The 16749-nt window shown below is 66.1% G+C and carries 19 protein-coding genes; 7 read left to right on the top strand and 12 right to left on the bottom strand.

Annotation, left to right across the window (positions count from 1 at the left end; all coding sequences use genetic code 11):
* Together ACEQZD_RS14345 and ACEQZD_RS14340 are read right to left on the bottom strand one after the other, a co-directional pair.
* Positions 1-808: oxygenase MpaB family protein (locus ACEQZD_RS14345; RefSeq protein WP_370186266.1), on the bottom strand; the 808-nt coding region annotated here is incomplete at its 3' end.
* 133 nt (positions 809-941) lie between these two features.
* Positions 942-1622: an SDR family oxidoreductase gene (locus tag ACEQZD_RS14340; RefSeq protein ID WP_194855335.1), complete on the bottom strand. Its 681-nt coding sequence runs from the start codon at positions 1620-1622 to the stop codon at positions 942-944.
* Positions 1623-1806: 184 nt separating this feature from the next.
* Between ACEQZD_RS14340 and ACEQZD_RS14335 the strand changes: the two genes are divergently transcribed.
* Positions 1807-2280, top strand: coding sequence for a peroxiredoxin (locus tag ACEQZD_RS14335; RefSeq protein ID WP_142947665.1), 474 nt, complete (start codon positions 1807-1809; stop codon positions 2278-2280).
* 37 nt (positions 2281-2317) lie between these two features.
* Here the strand turns inward: ACEQZD_RS14335 and ACEQZD_RS14330 are convergent, their stop codons facing one another.
* The 3 genes from ACEQZD_RS14330 to ACEQZD_RS14320 all read right to left on the bottom strand — a co-directional run bounded on the left by ACEQZD_RS14330 (position 2318) and on the right by ACEQZD_RS14320 (position 5716).
* The gene (locus ACEQZD_RS14330) at positions 2318-4096 is read right to left on the bottom strand and encodes a thiamine pyrophosphate-requiring protein (RefSeq protein ID WP_370186264.1); all 1779 of its coding nucleotides are present in this window, start codon (positions 4094-4096) and stop codon (positions 2318-2320) included.
* 13 nt (positions 4097-4109) lie between these two features.
* Positions 4110-5297, bottom strand: a complete 1188-nt coding sequence (locus ACEQZD_RS14325) for a pyridoxal phosphate-dependent aminotransferase (protein ID WP_370186262.1) — start codon at positions 5295-5297, stop codon at positions 4110-4112.
* Positions 5298-5398: 101 nt separating this feature from the next.
* Positions 5399-5716, bottom strand: coding sequence for a DUF3301 domain-containing protein (locus tag ACEQZD_RS14320; protein WP_142947662.1), 318 nt, complete (start codon positions 5714-5716; stop codon positions 5399-5401).
* An 80-nt stretch (positions 5717-5796) separates the two neighbouring features.
* Between ACEQZD_RS14320 and ACEQZD_RS14315 the strand changes: the two genes are divergently transcribed.
* Positions 5797-6084, top strand: coding sequence for a hypothetical protein (locus ACEQZD_RS14315; protein ID WP_370186261.1), 288 nt, complete (start codon positions 5797-5799; stop codon positions 6082-6084).
* Here ACEQZD_RS14315 and ACEQZD_RS14310 read toward each other — a convergent pair.
* The 3 genes from ACEQZD_RS14310 to ACEQZD_RS14300 form a co-directional block, all read right to left on the bottom strand.
* Complete coding sequence (locus ACEQZD_RS14310) at positions 6081-6842, bottom strand: ABC transporter permease (protein WP_194855338.1); 762 nt, start codon at positions 6840-6842, stop codon at positions 6081-6083. The genes ACEQZD_RS14315 and ACEQZD_RS14310 overlap by 4 nt on opposite strands.
* Positions 6839-7810, bottom strand: coding sequence for an ABC transporter ATP-binding protein (locus tag ACEQZD_RS14305; protein ID WP_194855339.1), 972 nt, complete (start codon positions 7808-7810; stop codon positions 6839-6841). The genes ACEQZD_RS14310 and ACEQZD_RS14305 overlap by 4 nt, the downstream gene beginning before the upstream one ends.
* A 106-nt stretch (positions 7811-7916) precedes the next feature.
* Positions 7917-8489, bottom strand: a complete 573-nt coding sequence (locus ACEQZD_RS14300) for an NADPH-dependent FMN reductase (RefSeq protein WP_370186259.1) — start codon at positions 8487-8489, stop codon at positions 7917-7919.
* 93 nt (positions 8490-8582) lie between these two features.
* On the opposite strand from ACEQZD_RS14300, the gene soxR reads away from it, so the two are divergent.
* Together soxR and ACEQZD_RS14290 are read left to right on the top strand one after the other, a co-directional pair.
* Positions 8583-9044: a redox-sensitive transcriptional activator SoxR gene (gene soxR, locus ACEQZD_RS14295; protein WP_370186258.1), complete on the top strand. Its 462-nt coding sequence runs from the start codon at positions 8583-8585 to the stop codon at positions 9042-9044.
* Positions 9045-9164: 120 nt separating this feature from the next.
* Positions 9165-9599, top strand: coding sequence for a hemerythrin domain-containing protein (locus ACEQZD_RS14290; RefSeq protein WP_142947657.1), 435 nt, complete (start codon positions 9165-9167; stop codon positions 9597-9599).
* Positions 9600-9611: 12 nt separating this feature from the next.
* Here the strand turns inward: ACEQZD_RS14290 and ligD are convergent, their stop codons facing one another.
* Positions 9612-10532 (bottom strand): non-homologous end-joining DNA ligase, encoded by a 921-nt coding sequence (ligD, locus tag ACEQZD_RS14285; protein ID WP_370186256.1) that lies wholly within the window; start codon positions 10530-10532, stop codon positions 9612-9614.
* Complete coding sequence (locus ACEQZD_RS14280; RefSeq protein WP_370186254.1) at positions 10525-11124, bottom strand: DNA polymerase ligase N-terminal domain-containing protein; 600 nt, start codon at positions 11122-11124, stop codon at positions 10525-10527. The genes ligD and ACEQZD_RS14280 overlap by 8 nt, the downstream gene beginning before the upstream one ends.
* 127 nt (positions 11125-11251) lie before the next feature.
* Between ACEQZD_RS14280 and ACEQZD_RS14275 the strand changes: the two genes are divergently transcribed.
* From ACEQZD_RS14275 to thpD, 3 genes are all read left to right on the top strand, one after another.
* Entirely contained in the window at positions 11252-12082 is an 831-nt protein-coding gene (locus ACEQZD_RS14275; RefSeq protein ID WP_142947654.1) for an HAD family hydrolase, read from the top strand.
* A gap of 89 nt (positions 12083-12171) precedes the next feature.
* The gene (locus tag ACEQZD_RS14270; protein ID WP_194855345.1) at positions 12172-13608 is read left to right on the top strand and encodes an amidase; all 1437 of its coding nucleotides are present in this window, start codon (positions 12172-12174) and stop codon (positions 13606-13608) included.
* Between the two features lie 124 nt (positions 13609-13732).
* Entirely contained in the window at positions 13733-14668 is a 936-nt protein-coding gene (thpD, locus tag ACEQZD_RS14265) for an ectoine hydroxylase (RefSeq protein ID WP_142947652.1), read from the top strand.
* 12 nt (positions 14669-14680) lie between these two features.
* Here thpD and mmsB read toward each other — a convergent pair whose 3' ends face one another.
* Together mmsB and ACEQZD_RS14255 are read right to left on the bottom strand one after the other, a co-directional pair.
* Positions 14681-15571 carry a 3-hydroxyisobutyrate dehydrogenase gene (gene mmsB, locus ACEQZD_RS14260; RefSeq protein WP_370186252.1) on the bottom strand — a complete coding sequence of 297 codons (891 nt, stop codon included), beginning with the start codon at positions 15569-15571 and terminating at the stop codon, positions 14681-14683.
* 25 nt (positions 15572-15596) lie between these two features.
* Entirely contained in the window at positions 15597-16748 is a 1152-nt protein-coding gene (locus ACEQZD_RS14255) for an acyl-CoA dehydrogenase family protein (RefSeq protein ID WP_370186250.1), read from the bottom strand.
* Position 16749: the final 1 nt, after the last annotated feature.

The following is a 16749-nucleotide window of genomic DNA, read 5'->3' as shown; positions in this document are numbered from 1 at the left end:
CGCCCATCAGGTAGCCCACGTAACGCCACAGATGCACCACGGCTTCGCGTTCCTGTTTGCTGAACAAGAAGCCCAGCCCCCGCAGGCCGGAGAGAAAGATCACGGAAAATTCCAGGATCGTGGCCATGGAGTCCCACTGATTCAGCGGCTGGCCCCAGGCCGGATCCCATTTGCCCGACTTGAGCAGCATGGCGCGCACTTGGGCGTGCATCAGCCGCACCCGCACCGCGCTGTGAAAGCCTTCCGCGTCGCGTTCCAGGCCGCCCGGCGTGGTCACGTCGATCCAGAATTTACCGGTTTCCACCAGCCGCCGGTTGGCCATGCGGTCGAGCGCGCCGGTGAACACCAGCGGTTTGGCCGCCGCCGCGCCCAGGTAGCCACCCATCAGCGAAAGATTACGCAGCACCAACTCGCCGGCCAGGCCCACCCGGTGGGAGACCTCGCAGGCCAGCCGGAGCTGCGCCCGGTCCAGCCAGATGGGTTCGTGGTCGACCTGGTGAAACAGGGCGGTCAGTTCTTCCGGCGGGTCGTCGAGGGTGTGCAGGCCCTGTTCCAGGGCCTGGTCCAGCAGTTTGCGGCCCTGGCCCGCGGGCAGGCGGTGGTACATGGCGACCACCGCGTCGGCGAGCGGGTCCCCGGCCAGCATTGCCTGGCGGATCGACGCCATCTGCCCCGGCGTCGGGTGCGGGTCGGAGCCGAGCAGCCATTTGAACAGGCGCCGGCCGCGCCGCATGCCGGGGCGGTCCGGGTCGCCGACCCGGTTAAGGCGGGCCGGATCGGTGAGGGGCTCGCGGATCATGGCGGTCATGGGGCGCTCCTTGCAGCGTGCGGCTGGCAATGTAGAACCGGTGAGTTCTATGCAGCATATCAAGCCGCCGTGCCGATGACATGACCGGAATGATCAGCGCGGCCGGTGTTTTCGGGCACCGGCCCGGAGCGGCTTACCAGGGCAGCTCGCTGCCGTCGGAGTGCCAGAAGGTGCCTGTGTTGTCCAGGTTGAGTTCGTCCATGCGCTGCACCAGGCGGTGGGCGGCCTTCTCGGCGGTGATGTGCCCGGTGTGGCCGGTCATGTCGGTCTGCACATAGCCCGGGTGCAGAATGGCCACGGCGATGCCCTTGTCCTTCAGGTCCACGGCGAGGGATTTGCCGGCGGCGTTGAGGCCGGCCTTGCTGATGCGGTAGCCGTACTTCTTGCCGGAATCGTTATCGGCGATGGAGCCCATGCGCGAGGTCATCAGGCCCACCTTGGCGCCGTCACCGAGGTTGTCCAGCAGGGCATGGGTGACGCGCAACGGGCCCAGGGTGTTCACTTCGAACTGCTTCTGGATCTGCTCGAAGTTCATGTCCTCCAGGGTTTCGCTCTCCATCATGCCGGCGTTGTTGTAGAGCACGTCCACGGGGGTGTCGCCCAGTTCCTGTTTGAGCGTTTGCACGTCCTCGGCGCGGCTCACGTCGATGCCCTCGATAACGCGCACGCCCAGATCGTGCAGGTCTTCGCCGCCCTTCTTCACGGCGGACGAGCGGCACACCGCGATAACGTGATTGCCGCGCGCTTTCCACAGGCGCGCCATGTCATAGCCGATGCCACGGTTGGCACCGGTGATTACGATGGTCTGGCTCATTGGTTCCGTCCTTGCGGTTGCGTTGCGATGCCCCACAACCTGGGGCCTGCCGGCGCGCGGGGCAACCCGGGGGCGGTGTCCAAAACAGACTTTTACGTTCACTGCGTGGCAGTATTCGGCGCCGGGCGCGGGAACCTGTTACATTCCAAGTCCTTCACAATTTCCAGGTTAAAAGGATCGACCCATGACTATTTCCGTAGGCGACAAGATTCCCGACGTCACCATCAAGACCAACGGCGCCAAGGGCCCCGAGGACCTCTCCACCGGCGAGTTTTTCAAAGGCCGTAAAGTGGTGTTGTTCGCGGTGCCCGGTGCGTTCACTCCGGGGTGTTCCAACACCCACATGCCCGGTTTCGTGGTGGAAGCGGACGAGCTGCTCTCCAAGGTGGACGTGATCGCCTGCCTGGCCACCAACGACGCCTTCGTGATGGACGCCTGGCAGAAGGATCAGAACGCCGAGCGCATCACCATGCTGGCGGACGGCAACGCGGAATTCGTCAAAGCCCTGGGGCTGGAACTGGACGCCACCGGCGGCGGCATGGGCATCCGCAGCAAACGCTTCGCGCTGGTCGCCAATGACGGCGTGGTGGAATACCTGGGTGTGGATGAAAAGGGCGTGGAAGACAGCAGCGCCCAGACCGTGCTCAAGCACATCTGAGGGCGCCTTGGCCGGGGCCACGCGCCCCGGCCATGATTCAGCGTTTCAGATACTTGGCCGCCATCGCCTTGACCGACTGGCGGATCTGCGGGCCGGCCTCCGGGTCGCCTTTCAGGATCGAGCTCAGGTAGCCCTTTACCTGATCCATCTCCAGATGGGTGGGCAGCGGTGGCACGTTGGGATCCACCACCGCGTTGATCACCACCGGACGGTCCGCGTTGAGGGCGTCCTCCAGCACCGCCACCACCTGGTCCGGGTCGTCCAGCCGCAGGCCGCGCAACCCCAGCATCTCCGCGTAGCGGTCGTAGTCGAAATCCGGCAGCGCCTGGGACGATTCGTACTTGGGATCGCCTTCCATCACCCGCTGCTCCCAGGTCACCTGGTTCAGGTCGCGGTTGTTCAGCACCAGAATCACCAGTCTCGGGTCCGGCCATTCCCGCCAATAGTGGGCGGCGGTGATCAGCCCGTTATTGCCGATCATCTGCATGGCGCCGTCGCCGACCATGGCCACCACCGGTTTGTCCGGCTCGGCGAACTTCGCCGCCAGGGCATAGGGCACGCCGTTGCCCATGGAGGCGAGCCCGCCGGAGGTGGTGCCTTGCACCTTGCCGTTGACCTTCAGAAAGCGCGCGTACCAGTCGGTGGCGGTGCCCACGTCGGCGGCCAGCCGGGTGTCGTCGGGCAGCCGTGACGACAGCTCCCAGAAAATGCGCTGCGGATTAAGCGGCTCGGCGCTGGTGTAGGCGCGGGCCTCCAGGGTCTCCCACCAGTCGGTGATCTGCTCTTCAAGATCCGTGCGCCAGCGGGTGTCCTGTTTCGGCGTGATACGCTCCAGCAGGGCTTCCAGGGTGGCGGCGGCGTCGCCGTGCAGGTTCACCTCGGTGGGGTAGCGCAAGCCCAGGTTGGCGGCGTCGATATCGATCTGCACGGCGCGCGCCTGACCCTCCTCGGGTAAGAACTCCGCGTAGGGGAAGCTGGTGCCCACCAGCAGCAGGGTGTCGCACTGGCGCATCATCCGGTCACTGGGCTCGGTACCGAGCAACCCCAGCGTGCCGGTGACCCCGGGCTCGTAGTCGGAGATCATGGTCTTGGCGAGGAGTGCTTTGGCGATACCGGCGCCCAGTTTCTCCGACAGTTTCAGCAGCGGTTCCACGGCGTCTTTAACGCCGGCGCCCGCCAGGATCGCGACCCGCTCACCGGCATTCAGAATGTCGGCGGCGGCGTCCAGATCGGTGGGATTCGGATGCCGCACCGAGGGCCGGTAACCGACGCCGGAAAAGGTGGCGCCGTGGCTGCCGGGCGGCTCCGTCATGGGCAAATCCTGGAGGTCGTTGGGGACCACCACCACACTGACCGTGCGCTCCGCCTCGGCGATGCGCACGGCGCGATCAATCACGTGCCGCGCCTGGGCCGGTGCCATCAGGGTTTGAACGTAGCCGGCGGCGTCCTTGAACAGGTTGCCCAGGTCGACTTCCTGCTGGAAATCCGAGCCCAGGCTGATGCGCGCCTGCTGACCGACCACCGCGACCACGGGCATGTGGTCCTTGGCGGCGTCGTACAGACCATTGAGCGCATGAATCGCGCCGGGGCCGGAGGTGGTGATAACGGCGCCCGGACGACCGGTGTACTTGGCGTGCCCGCAGGCCATGAACGCGGCCATCTCTTCGTGGCGGGGCTGAATCATGGTGACACGGTCATGGCGGCGCAGAGCGCCCATCACGCCGTTAATGCCGTCGCCGGAATAACCGAACACGCGGTCGATGCCCCATTGCTGCAAGCGATCGACAATGAAGTCGCCTACCGTTGCCTTGCTCATACTGCCTCCATGGCTATCGCAAAAACTCACGCAGCCTGCGCAAGCCGGTTTCGATGGTGTGCATGTCGGCGGCGAACGACACCCGCAGCCGTCCGGGGGCGCCGAAGCCGCTGCCCGGCACCACCGCCACGCCGGCCCTGTGCAGCAGCGCCTCGGCCAGCTGGCGGTCGTTGTCGATGCCGTCCAGGCGCGCGATCGCCTCGCGCACATCCGGGAAGGCGTAGAAGGTGCCGTCCGAGCGCGGGCACTGCACGCCGGGTATCTCGTTCAGCGCCGGCACGATGTGGTCGTGGCGGCGCCGGTAGGCCTCCACCATGCGCCGCACTGGCGTCTGGTCGCCGAGCAGCGCTTCCGTGGCGGCGTACTGGCTGACGCTGGCGGCGCCGGCGGTGCTCTGGCCCTGCACCTTTTTCATCGCCGCGATGGCCTCGGCGGGGCCGGCCACGAAGCCCACCCGCCAGCCGGTCATGGCGTAGGCCTTGGACACGCCGTTGACGATGAAGCAGCGGTCCGCCAGATCCGGCGCCACGTTGAGCAGGTTGCGAAACGGTTCGCCGGTCCAGTTCAGGTGCTCGTAGATGTCGTCGCTGACCACGAATGCCCGCGGGTAGCGGCGCAGCACCGCGGCCAGAGCGTTCAGGGTGTCGCGGTCGTAGAGGCGCCCGGTGGGGTTGTTGGGGCTGTTCAGGAACACCAGCCGGGTGGCGTCGGTGAGCGCCGCGTCCAGGCGCTCGGCGCGCGGCAGGTAACCGTCCTCGGCGTCGAGATCCAGATAGACGGTCTGCGCCTCGGCCAGCGTCACCTGGGCGGGGTAGGTGACCCAGTAGGGGCGCGGCACCACCGCCTCGTCGCCGGGGCGCAGCAGCGTCTGGCAGAGATCGTAAAGCGCCTGCTTGGCGCCGCAGGTCACCAGGATCTGATCGTCTTGAAAATGCAGGTCGTTATCACGGCGGAATTTTTCGCGCACCGCGTGCTTGAGGCCATCGTAGCCGTCCACCGCGGTGTAGTGGGTGAACCCCTGGTCGATGGCCTGGTGGGCGGCGCGTTTGACGCCGTCCGGGGTCGCGAAATCCGGTTCGCCGGCGCCCAGGCGGGCCACCGCGTCGCCGCCGCGGTGATCGGCCTGGATGGCCGCCGCTTCGGCGTTGATCTTCAGCGTCAGCGACGGCTGTATGCGTTCGACTCGGTCAGCGTAGGACATCCTTGCCTCCTGACGGAAATGCCCTTCAAGGGGTACGCCGATCAAGGAAGCGTGAAAAGGGAGGGAAGGGAAAAAGGTGTAAAAGGCCCCGAGGCTGGGAACTAGAAACGGTGCGGCGGCAGCACCACGCTGTGCACGCGCTCCCCGCGCAGCCGGGTTTCGCCTTGGTAGCGTTCGCCGCCGGTGACCGTGAACTCAAAGGCGTAGATGCGCCACAGGCCCCAGCGGCCGCGCTCGTCACGGGCCAGGCGGAAGCGCTTGAGGCCCACGGTCTGGTCGAGCAGCAGAACCTCTTCGCGCTCGCAATGCCGCCGTGTGGCGCGCAGCGCCGTTTCGCGAATGCGCTGGGAGCGCCAGAACAGCGCCGCGCCGATGGCCAGCGCCGCGAGCAGAAGAAGATCGGTGAGATTCAGGTTCACAACGGTTTCCGTTTCCCGGTAGTAAGGTGCACCATGATAAGCGTCGGACGTGGACGTTAAAACGCCGGCCAGGAGATACCATGAACGCATTGTTTGAAAAGCTTCGCCGGTTGTTCGGCGGGGCGCCTGAACCCGCCCGGGAAGACGCCGAGGTGCGCATGCACTATCCGGAACCGGGCCCCCACGCGCATATGGGCGAGCACGGCGCCGCCCACCCGGACGACGACCCGGAGGATCTGCACCGCGGCCGCCGCCGGCTGAAGGAAAGCCACACCAGCCACTGGGACCTGGACTACATGTCCCGCGAGGAGATGGAGAAGCTTGCCGAAGCCAGCCGCCAGGCCCAGGATAAAGAACACCGGGATTAACTTTTCAGCCGGTACCCGGTTTTGAAAATCCACCAGATGGTGGCCAGGCACAGCAGCATGAACATCACCGTCATGCCCAGGCTCACCGCCACGTTCACATCGGCCACGCCGTAGAAGCTCCAGCGGAAGCCGCTGATCAGGTACACCACCGGGTTGAACAGCGTCACCGTTTGCCAGAACGGCGGCAGCATGTTCACCGAGTAGAAGGTGCCGCCCAGGAACGTCAGCGGCGTCACGATCATCATCGGGATGATCTGCAGCTTCTCGAAACCGTCCGCCCAGATGCCGATGATGAAGCCGAACAGGCTGAACGTCACCGCCGTGAGCACCAGGAAGAACAACATGGCGAACGGATGCTCGATGCCGAAATCCACGAACAGCCGCGAGGTGGCGAGAATCAGCAGGCCGAGAATGATCGACTTGCTGGCGGCGGCGCCCACATAGCCCAGCACCACCTCCACATAGGACACCGGCGCCGACAGCACCTCGTAAATGGTGCCGCTGAACTTGGGCATGTAAATACCGAACGAGGCGTTGGAGATGCTCTCGTTGAGCAGCATCAGCATGATCAGCCCGGGGATGATGAAGGCGCCGTAGCTGATGCCGTCGATCTCCACCATGCGTGAGCCGATCGCCGAACCGAACACCACGAAATACAGCGAGGTGGAAATCACCGGCGAAGCGATGCTCTGCATCAGGGTGCGCCAGGTGCGGGCCATTTCGAAAAGATAGATCGCGCGAATCGCATGCAGGTTCATTGGCTGTCTCCGGCCGCGGGTTGCGGGGTGTCCGTGCCGCCCGGTGTGCCGTTGTGGACCAGGTCGACGAAGATTTCTTCCAGCGAGCTTTCCCGCGTGCGCAGATCGCGGAACTCAATGCCCAGCTCGCCCAGGCGGCGCAGCAGGCCGGCGATGTCGCCGTGCTCGTGGCGGGCGTCGAAGCTGTACACCAGCTCGTGGCCGTCGGCGGACAACGTCAAGGACATCGGCGCCAGGCTTTCCGGCACCGCCGACAGCGGCTCGGAAAGCTGCAGGCGCAGTTCCTTGCGGCCCAGCTTCTCCATCAGGGTGTGCTTGTTTTCCACCAGCACAATCTCACCCCGGTTGATCACGCCGACCCGGTCGGCCATCTCCTCCGCTTCCTCGATGTAGTGGGTGGTGAGAATAATGGTGACACCGTTTTCGCGCAGGCCGCGCACCATTTCCCACATATCCCGGCGCAGCTCCACGTCGACACCGGCGGTGGGCTCGTCGAGAAACAGAATGCGCGGTTCATGGGCGAGGGCCTTGGCGATCATCACGCGCCGTTTCATGCCGCCGGACAGGGCGATGATCTTTTCCTTGCGCTTGTCCCACAGGGACAGGTCACGCAGCACTTTCTCCACATAGGCCGGGTTCTTGGGCTTGCCGAACAGCCCGCGGCTGAACGTGACCGTGGCCCAGACCGTCTCGAAGGCGTCGGTGGACAGCTCCTGGGGCACCAGGCCGATGGTGGACCGGGCGGCGCGGAAATCCCGCACGATGTCATGGCCGTCGGCCAGCACGGTGCCGGCGGTGGGATTGACGATGCCGCAGATGACGCTGATCAGGGTCGTCTTGCCGGCGCCGTTGGGGCCCAGCAAGGCAAAAATCTCGCCCCGGCGTATTTCCAGATTCACGTCCTTGAGAGCCTGGAAGCCGGAGTCATAGGTCTTGTTGAGTTGTTGCACGGAAATGATAGGACTCACGACCACTCCTTGAATGTTTTTGTTGCGCTCCCGGTGTGTCGTTCGGGCGCCGCGAAAAACGACACCGTAGTATGCCTGAGACGACAGGCCCCGGTCGTGCACGGGTTCATGACACCGTCCGGTAGTCGGCGCCCGCCCGGGCGTCGCGCAGCGCGGACGCCCACCAGCGCAATTGCGTCAGCAATACGTTCAGGTTGCGGTCCTCCCGTTCCATATCCCGCCAGCGGTGCTGCGGGTCGAAGTGCGCCCACACGTTGGGGAAGCTGACCACCTGACGGATGGTGGTGGCGTGCAGTTCGGCGAATATCTGGCGCAGTTGTTCCACGGCGCGGCTGCCCCCGGAAAGACCGCCGTAGGAGACGAACGCCACCGGTTTGGCGTGCCAGGGTTCATTGAAGCCGTCGATGAAGTGCTTCAGCGCCGCCGGGAAGCTGTGATTGTACTCGGGCGTCACCACGATGAAGGCGTCGGCCCGGCTGAGGCGGGCGGCGATGGCCTTCTCCGTCGCGCCGTCGGTACCGCGTAAATCGGTGAGACCCTCGGCAAGAGGGTCGATGATATCCAGCGTATAGTCGGCGCGCGCCTCGACCCGGTCGGCCACCCAGCCGGCAACCGCGTCACAGAGTCTTCCGTTGCGGACACTGCCGTAGATCACCGCGACCTTGATGGGTTTTGACATGGTTGGTCTCCTCACTTGTGTGCTGATCGTTGGACGGCACTTTGAGACCTGAAGTAAGGTTGAGATCAATAGCCATTGGGAAAGGTTGTCACGATGAGCAAGATAGCGGCCGCCGATATCGGCAAGGCGCTGACGCCGGGGGAAGTGGCCCGGCGCAGTGGCGTGGCGGTGTCGGCATTACACTTCTACGAGAAAAAGGGGCTGATCCACAGTCATCGGAGCAGCGGCAACCAGCGCCGCTACAGCCGTGACGTGCTGCGCCGCGTGGCGGTGATCAAGGTGGCGCAGCGGATCGGTATTCCACTGGCGGAGATCGGCCGGGCGCTGGCGGAGCTGCCGGACGGCCGCACCCCCAACGCCCACGACTGGAAGCGGCTGTCGGCGCATTGGCGCCATGATCTGAACGAGCGCATTCAAAGCCTGACGCAGCTCCGTGACCAGCTCGACGGCTGCATCGGCTGCGGGTGTTTGTCGATCAACGCTTGCCGGCTTCGCAACCCGCTGGATGAGTTGTCCGAGGACGGCCCCGGCCCGCGTCTGCTTAAGCCCGACTGATTCCACCGGCTGTAAATTCCGGTAAACAAAAACGCCGTTGGCGGCGGCTTCGGGTATCTTGGACGTCACTCACGACCCAGGATTCAAACCTCACAGCCAGCGCCCAGGGGAGGGCCAGCCATGACGTTGTTCGAAGCACTCAGAGAAGACCATGACACCCAGCGGACCCTGCTGGGCCTTTTGATCAAAACCCACGGCGACAGTGACGGCCGCGAGGAATTGTTCGAAAAAGTGAAGAAGGCGCTGACCAGCCACGCCGCCGCCGAGGAACGGGCGCTCTACATTCCGATGATGGAATTGGACATGACCCAGGAAAAAGCCCGCCACAGTGTCGCCGAGCATCACGAGATCGATGAACTGGTGGAAGAACTGGAAGATACGGATTTCAGTTCGCCGGGCTGGCTGGCCGCCGCCAGGAAGCTGCACGATCTGGTCACCCACCACCTGGACGAAGAAGAACAGGAGGTGTTCCAGCTCGCCGGGCGTGCCCTGAGCGACGACGCCAAGGCGCGTCTGGCGGACACCTACCGGGACGAAATGGCCGCCGCTCAATAAACCGGCCGGGCCTCAGTCCCGCTCCCAGGCCCGCAGCGCCGTTTCCAGCGTGCCGATGTCCGCCGCATGGTGCGCCATGTCCGCCCAGGGGTCGTCTTTCTGGCCGAGGCGCCGGAACAGGTTGTCGACGCGGTAGCGGCGCGGCCCGATATCCGCGTCGTTCACCTCGTTCCAGTCCAGCGGCGTGGCCACCGGCGCGCCCGGTTTGGCGCGCACCGCGTAGGGCGCCACCGCGGTCTGGCCGAAGGCGTTGCGCATGATGTCCAGGTAGAGCCGGCCGTGGCGTTTGTTCTTGCGCTGCTCAGCGGTGAGCGCGTCCGGGTGGCGGGCCACCAGGTGATCCGCCAGGCGCCGGCAGGCGCGCCGCACCCGGTCGAAGTCGGCGCCCGGTTTCAACGGCGCCACCACGTGCAGCCCGCGCGAGCCGGTGGTTTTCACGAACGGCGTCAGGCCGGCGTCGCGCAGTGCGTCGCCCACCTGCCAGGCGGCCCGGCGCACCGGCTCGAAATCATCGCCGGGCGGATCCAGGTCGAACACCAGTTGGTCGGGTCGGTGCGGCCGGTCCACCCGGCTGAGCCAGGCGTGCAGTGTCAGCGTCGCCTGGCTGGCCAGATAGACCAGATCGGCGGCGCGCTCGCAGAGAATATGCGTCACCGTGCCGGTGCCGCCGGGGTGATCGATGGACGCGGCGGGCAGCCAGTCCGGGAAATGATCGCTGCGGTTCTGCTGATAGAAGCCGTGCGCGCCGATGCCGTCCGGAAAGCGGTGCAGCGTCAGCGGGCGGCCGCGCAGGTGCGGCAGCATCATCGGCGCCACCCGCTGGTAGTAGTCCGCCAGATCCGATTTGCTCAGGCCGTGTTCCGGGAACAGCACCTTGTCCGGATGGGACAGGGTGATGGTCTCGCCGTCCACGGTCAGGGTGCGGTCACTCATGGTCGTGCTCCGCCTTGCCGTCGCGGGCGATGCGCGCCAGGGTGCGGCCGCTTTTCACCGAACGGTTCTGCGTGGAGGTGGGGTTGCGGCGCGCGTCGGCGTGCTCATCGTCCATCTTGATCAGCAGCCATTGGGGTTTGTCGCCGTCGCGGAAACGCTTCAGCGCGTAGCCGCCTTTCAGTTTGTCGCCGTCCAGCCACACTTCCAGCAGGCCGTCGCGGTAGGCGCTGGCCATGTCCTTGGGCGGGTCCTTGTCGGCGAGCAGATTGCGGTAGCCGCCCCGGTCCCAGACCATCACGGTGCCGGCGCCGTAGTGGCCTTCGGGGATCACGCCTTCGAAGTCCGCGTAGTCCAGCGGATGGTCTTCCACCTGCACCGCCAGCCGCTTTTCGCGCGGGTCGGTGGACGGGCCCTTGGGCACCGCCCAGGACTTCAAAGCGCCGTCGAACGCCAGCCGGAAGTCATAATGCAGCCGGCTGGCGTCGTGCTTCTGGATCACGAACCGGGGCGCGTCGCCGTTGCCGCCGGCGGGCTCGCGGCTGGCGCCCAGGTTGCGCTTGCGGCGGTACTCATTGAGCGGGTCCTTGCTCATGGCGGTCTCCGTGCTGGTTGCTCGCCTGTCCGCCAGCATAGCCCCCCGGCGCGGACGAAATCAGCGGCCAAGCGTAAAAAATCTTCAAGTCCCCGGCCTGTAACAGGCGCTGTGATAAAGTTGCCGCATGAGTATTCTGCAGCTGCCCCACGATAAGCCGGCGGCCGTGTTGATCGACTGGCACGCGACCCTGGTGGACACCCACGACGCCATGTACCACGCGGTCGACGATGTTTTGCCCAGGCTTAAGGAGCTGGGTCTTTGGGACCGGCTGCTCAAACCGGAAGAATCGAAGACCATCGAGGACGCCAAGCTGGTCAAGTACGTGCGCGAGAACAACAAGCTGCACCCCAAGATCACCGCCCAGCGGAAAATCTCGCGCACCGATATCTTCGAAGTGCTGTTCGGCGCCGACGGCGACGCCAAGCGCCGCATCCATCAGGCCTTCGACGATTGCTATAAAAAATACGTGGACGAAGTTCACCCGCTGGAGAGTGACATCCGCGTTCAACTGGAGCGGTTGCGCCAGTCCGGCGTGCCGGTGGCGTTGATCTCCAACCGCAAGCGGGAGTTCCTCGAGCACGAGCTGCGCATCGTCGACGGCACCGGCTGGGAGGATCTGTTCGACACCATCGTCTGCGGCGACGATGTGGAACACCGCAAACCGGCGCCGGACATGTTGCTCAAGGCGCTGGACAACCTCGGCCTGACGCCGGCGGAGAACTGCTGGTACGTGGGCGACAGCACCACCGACGTGATCGCCGCCAAGGAAGCCGGCATCACCGCGATCTTCTATAACGGCGCCGGCTGGCCGGACTCCTGGCTGGACAAGATTTTCCCCAACACCGTCAGCCACCCGCACCGCCCGGACGCGGTGGTCACCAGCATCGCCGACCTGGTGCACCTGGCGCGGGTGATGCTCGCCCAGGGCAAGCGGGTGGACCGGGCCAGGGGCTAGGCCCTCATCGTCTTGCGATTGGCCCGCTGTGAATGTGGCACCATGGTACGATCTTTCGCCATCGACCGCCTTCACAGCAGGACACACCGATGAATCAATACGCCGGACCCGCCCCCGAAGCGCGCCTTCATGCCTTCCGTGATGACGCCCTCGGTGACCACGACGCCACCGCCCTTGCCGACCTGTTGCGCCGTGGCGAGCGCAGTGCGGCGCAGCTCACCGACGCCGCCATCGAGCGCATCCAGGCGGTGAACCCGGCGCTCAACGGCCTGGCGCTGGACACCTTTGAAACGGCCCGCCGAAGCGCGGACCAGCGCCTGCGGGACGGCGGGGAATTCGCCGGCGTGCCCAGCCTGATCAAGGACAACATCGACGTGGCGGGCCTGCCCACCGGCCACGGTGCCCGCGCCGTGCGACCGCGCAACGCCGCCAAGGACAGCCATTTCGCCCGTCAGTATCTGGACCAGGGCTTCGTGCTGCTGGGCAAAACCCGGCTGCCGGATTTCGGCTTCAGCGCCACCACCGAGTACGCCGGCGCGCCGGCCACCCGCAACCCCTGGGCGCCGGGCTATTCCAGCGGCGCCTCCTCCGGCGGCAGTGCCGCCCTGGTGGCGGCCGGCGCGGTGCCCATCGCCCACGGCAACGACGGCGGCGGCTCGATCCGCATTCCCGCCGCCTGCTGCGGCTTGGTGGGCCTTAAACCCACCCGCGGCCGGCTGGTGAAATCGGAAGCGTCCCGGTCGTTGCCGATCGACATCATCGCCGAGGGCGTGCTCACCCGCAGCGTGCGCGACACCGCCAATTTCTTCGCCGCCGCCGAGCAGTATTACCGCAACCCCAAGCTGCCGCCGATCGGCCGGGTGGAAGGGCCGGGCCGGCGGCGCCTGCGCGTGGGCCTGGTGGTGGACTCGATCACCGGCAGCCCCACCTGTCCGCAGACCCGGGCCGTGGTGGAGGACGCCGGCCATTTGCTGGCCGGGCTCGGCCACCGGGTGGAAGAGGCGCCGGTGCCGCTGGAGCGCCGCTTTATCGACGACTTCGTGCTCTACTACGGCTTTATGGCGTTCATGGTGAGCACCTTCGGCCGCGCCCTGTTCGGGCCCGGCTTCGACCCCCGGCAGCTGGACGGCCTGACCCGGGGCCTGAGCCGCTATTACCGGCGCAAGCTGTGGAAGACACCGGCGGTGCTCTACCAGCTCAAGCGCACCTGGCAGGCCTACGCCCGCTCGTTCCAGCATTACGACGTGGTGCTGTCGCCGGTGCTCGCCCACACCACGCCGCCGCTCGGCTACCTGAGCCCCAATGTGGACTTCGAGGTGCTGATCGACCGGCTGATCAAGTACGTCAGCTTCACCCCCGCCAACAATGCTTCCGGCAGCCCGGCCCTGTCGTTGCCGCTGGGCGAAAGCCGCGAGGGCCTGCCCATCGGCGTGCAGTTCTCCGCGCTGCAGGGCGACGAAAAAACGCTGCTGGAGCTGGCCTTCGAGCTGGAGCAGGCGCGCCCCTGGCGACGTATTCAGAACTGACGGGACGGCCACCTTGAAACCGGATTTATAGACCTTATAGTCACGCTGCCGGGCTCCCTCCTGGCGGCGGCCCGGCCTGATAACGCCAATCTGGACCTGATCCCAAATCTCAGGAGGTGATTTGATGTCAGTGCAGACGCCCACCCGACCCATTACCGGACCGGCTCCGGCGATTCAGGACCCTTACCCCACCCGTCTGGCGAAAAAGCCGGACATGCCCTGGCTGAACCGCCGCGAAAAAGTGGTTAAGGGCCAGGCCGCCGACGGCCCCCTTTCCCAGCAACAACTGGACGAGTTCGAGCAGCGCGGCTTTCTGTTCGAGCCGGACTTCCTGGATCAGCGGGAAGTGCAGGAGCTCACCGGCCATTTGCACGAACTGCTCGCCCGGGATGAATTCCGGGGCCGGGATTTCAGTGTCACCGAGCCCGGCAGTGAGGAAATCCGCTCCCTGTTCGCGGTGCACTTTCTGTCCGAACGTTTCCGCCAACTGGCCCGTGACCCGCGCCTGACCGGCCGCGCCCGGCAGATACTGGGCGGCGATGTCTATGTGCACCAGTCACGGATCAACTACAAGCCGGGCTTCCACGGCAAGGGATTCAACTGGCATTCGGACTTCGAGACCTGGCACGCCGAGGACGGCATGCCGTCCATGCACGCGGTGAGCGCCTCCATCGTGCTGACCGACAACCACCACTTCAACGGGCCCCTGATGCTGATTCCCGGCTCGCACAAGGTGTTCGTGCCGTGCCTGGGCGCCACCCCGGACGACCACCACAAGCAGTCCCTGAAGACCCAGGAATTCGGCGTGCCCGGCAACGACGTGCTGCAGGCGCTGATCGAGCGGGGCGGTATCGAGGCGCCCACCGGCAAGGCCGGCGGCCTGATTCTGTTCGACTGCAACACCCTGCACGGCTCCAACGCCAATATGTCGCCGGACCCGCGCAGCAATGTGTTCTTCGTCTACAACCGCCGCGACAACGTTTGCGACCGGCCCTACGCGGCCCGGCGGCGCCGTCCCTCGTTCCTGGCCCACGGGCCCGGGGAGACGTGGACGCCGTAACCCGGTCCGGTGTCAGAGTTCGCGGTGTTTGAAGAACGTCTGGATGCTGGAAAAGTCCTTGCCGCCCAGGCCCTGGTTGCCGAGGGCGGCGTACAGGCTTTTCGCCAGTGAGCCCATGGGCGTGCTGGACTGGCTGGCCAGCGCCGCTTCCAGCGCCAGGCCCAGATCCTTGTTCATCAGTTTCACCGCGAAACCGCCGTTGTAGTCGTTGCTGGACGGCACGCCCTCCATCACGCCGGGCCAGGGGTTGTACACCTCCAGGGACCAGTTGCGTCCGGAGCTGGCTTTCATGATGTCGGAGAGCACCGCCGGGTCCAGGCCGTGGTCGGCGCCCAGCTGCAGCGCTTCGGCGGTGCCGATCATGTGCACGGCGAGCAACATGTTGTTGCAGATTTTCGCCACCTGGCCGGCGCCGTTGTCGCCGGCGCGGAACACGTTCTTGCCCATGCAGTCGAGCACCGGGCGGGCGCGTTCCACCGCCGCTTCCGGGCCGCCGCAGATAAACGTCAGCGTGCCCGCTTTGGCGCCGCCGACACCGCCGGACACCGGCGCGTCGATCATGGTGCGGCCGCTGTCGGCGGCGGCGCTGGCCACCCGGCGGGCGGTGTCGGCGTCGATGGTGGAGCAGTCGATGATCAGGGTGTCCGGGTGGATGGCGTCCAGCACGCCGTCGTCACCCAGATACAGGCCGGTGACCGCGCCGGCGGAGGGCAGCATGCTGATCACCACCTCGGCGCCGGCCACCGCCGCCGCCGGGTCGGCGGCCACGGCGACGCCGTCCGCTTCCACGGTCTTGAGCAGCTCGGGCACCAGGTCGAAGGCGGTCACCGTATGGCCGGCCTTGACCAGATTGGCGGCCATCGGCCCGCCCATGTTGCCGACGCCGAAGAATCCGATGTTCATATTGTTCTCCTTTTTGAATCGGGCCTTATAAAAAGCTCAGGTCTTTCAGTACCCGGCGGGCGATGATCACCCGCATGATTTCGTTGGTGCCTTCCAGAATCTGATGCACCCGGCTGTCGCGCACATAGCGCTCCAGCGGGTACTCCTTGATGTAGCCGTAGCCGCCGTGCAGCTGCAGGGCCTGGTTGCAGACGTCGAAGCACAGGTCGGTGGCGAGCCGCTTGGCCATGGCGCAGAAGGTGCCTTTGTCGGCGTCGCCGTTATCCAGCTTCCAGGCCGCCAGCCGCACCATCTGCTGGGCCGCCACCAGGTGGGTGGCCATGTCCGCCAGGGTGAACTGCACGCTCTGGAACTCGCTCACCGGCTGATCGAACTGGCGGCGCTCCTGCACGTAGCTCTGCGCCTGGGCCAGCGCCGCCGAGGCCGCGCCCAGCGAGCAGCTGGCGATATTGATACGGCCGCCGTCCAGGCCCGCCATGGCGATCTTGAAGCCCTGGCCCTCGTCGCCGATGCGGTTTTCCACCGGGACGCGCGCGTCCTCGAGAATCACCGCCCGGGTGGGCTGGCTTTTCCAGCCCATCTTGTCCTCGTTGCGGCCGTAGCTGACGCCGGGCGTGTCCGACGGGATCGCGAAGCAGGAAATGCCGCCGGCGCCGGGCCCGCCGGTGCGCGCCATCAGCACCAGCAGGTCGGTGTCGCCGGCGCCGGAGATGAACGCCTTGGCGCCGTTCAGCACATCCTCGGCGCCGTCGCGGCGGGCGCGGGTCTTCAGCGACGCCGCGTCGGAGCCGGCGCCGGGTTCGGTGAGGCAATAGGAGGCCAGCGCCTCGCCGCTCATCAGCGGCCCGTTCCAGCGCTGGCGCACCGCCTCGGAGCCGAACCGGGACAGCATCCAGGTGGCCATGTTGTGGATGGTGATGAAGGCGGTGGTGGAGGTGCAGCCCGCCGCCATCTGCTCGAAGATCAGCGCCGCGTCGAGCCGGCTCAGGCCCATGCCGCCCTGGTCCTCGTCGCAGTACAGCGCGCAGAAGCCCAGCTCGCCGGCGCGGCGGATGGTGTCCTTGGGGAAGGTGCCGTGCTGGTCCCACTCGGCGGCGAACGGCGCCAGCTCCTTATCGGCGAACTGGCGCGCGGTGTCGCGGAACGCCAGCTGCTCGTCGGTGAAGTTGAAGTCCATG

Origin of the sequence: Alloalcanivorax sp. (assembly GCF_964221125.1) — a bacterium.
Lineage (GTDB): Bacteria > Pseudomonadota > Gammaproteobacteria > Pseudomonadales > Alcanivoracaceae > Alloalcanivorax > Alloalcanivorax venustensis.
The sequence above is the reverse complement of the archived record's forward strand: the minus strand, read 5'-3'. Positions and strand labels throughout refer to the sequence as shown.